Raw genomic sequence first — 1,207 nt, forward strand, 5'->3', positions numbered from 1 at the left:
CTCTCCACAGGCTGCAACGCGGTGTCCCCGCGCCAGAATGTTCAGAGCACCGACGACATCGGCGTTCTCCTCGTAACTGCATTCGACACAGGCGAATTTTTCCTGCGTGGTCCGGTTATCCGCACTCATGTATCCACAAGCCGGACACGTCCGGCTTGTATTCGCGGGCGGAACCGCCACGAGCCAGCCGCCATTCCAGGCCAGCTTGTATTCCAACTGCCGCCTGAACTCGAACCACCCTTGGTCGAGGATGGCCTTATTCAGACCGGACTTGGCCCGAACATTTTTGCCAGGCGCATCGGTGCTGCCTGCCGCCGACCTGGACATATTCCGAACCTGCAAGTCCTCGATACACACCATCGCGTGGTTTTTGCTGATCGTGGTCGTGGCCTTGTGCAGGTAGTCGCGGCGAGCATTGCCGATGCGCGCATGGATGCGCTGGACTCTGGTCTTGGCTTTTTTCCAGTTATTGCTGAACTTGACCTTGCGGCTCATCGCACGTTGGCATCGGCGCAGACAAGCCTCATGTTTCCTGAAACTGTTGAGCGGTGCGACAAACGTGCCGTCGCTCATCGTGGCGAAGCGGGCAATGCCCACATCGATGCCGATCACGCTGGTGGCATGGGGCACCGGCTGCTCGACCTCCCGCTCGGTCTGGATCGAGACGCACCACTTGCCCGCGTTGAAGCTGACCGTTGCGTTGCGCAGTTCGCCCAGCACGGGACGCGACAGCCTCAGCCGCATCCAGCCCAGCTTGGGCAGGAAAATGCGCCCATTGGGCTGGTCGAGCTTGAATTGCTTGGGGTCCGGGTAGCGAAAACTGTCGCGCTGGCCGCGCTTCTTGAACTTCGGAAACGCCGCTCGCTTGGCGAAGAAGTTCTTGTAGGCCCGCTCCATGTCTTTGAGGGCGTGTTGCAACGGGTGAACGGGGGCATCCTTGAGCCATGGCGTTTCGCCTCCGTTACGCCACTCCGTCAGATGCTTGGCCATTGCTACGTAGCCAATGAACTTGCCGCCCGCCTCGTAGTTCTCCTTCTGCAACGCCAGTGCCTTGTTGTAGACGAACCGGCACGATCCGGCGAAGCGGCGCATATCGCGCTGCTGCTCGCCGTTCGGCATCAGTTCGAACTTGAAGGCCTGGAGTCGTCGCATCGGACGATTGTATGTCTGGCCCACAAGAGCGAGTCAAGCCATTCGACGTGGTCGC

The 1,207-nt window shown here is 60.1% G+C and carries 1 protein-coding gene; it reads right to left on the reverse strand.

From position 1 onward, the window contains the following. A partial coding sequence (locus tag G3N61_RS39140) for an RNA-guided endonuclease TnpB family protein (RefSeq protein WP_205825130.1) occupies positions 1-1,152 on the reverse strand: 1,152 nt, incomplete at its 3' end. Positions 1,153-1,207: the final 55 nt, after the last annotated feature.

The organism is Burkholderia sp. Ac-20349, assembly GCF_017104865.1.
In the GTDB taxonomy this organism is placed as follows: Bacteria; Pseudomonadota; Gammaproteobacteria; order Burkholderiales; family Burkholderiaceae; genus Burkholderia; species Burkholderia aenigmatica.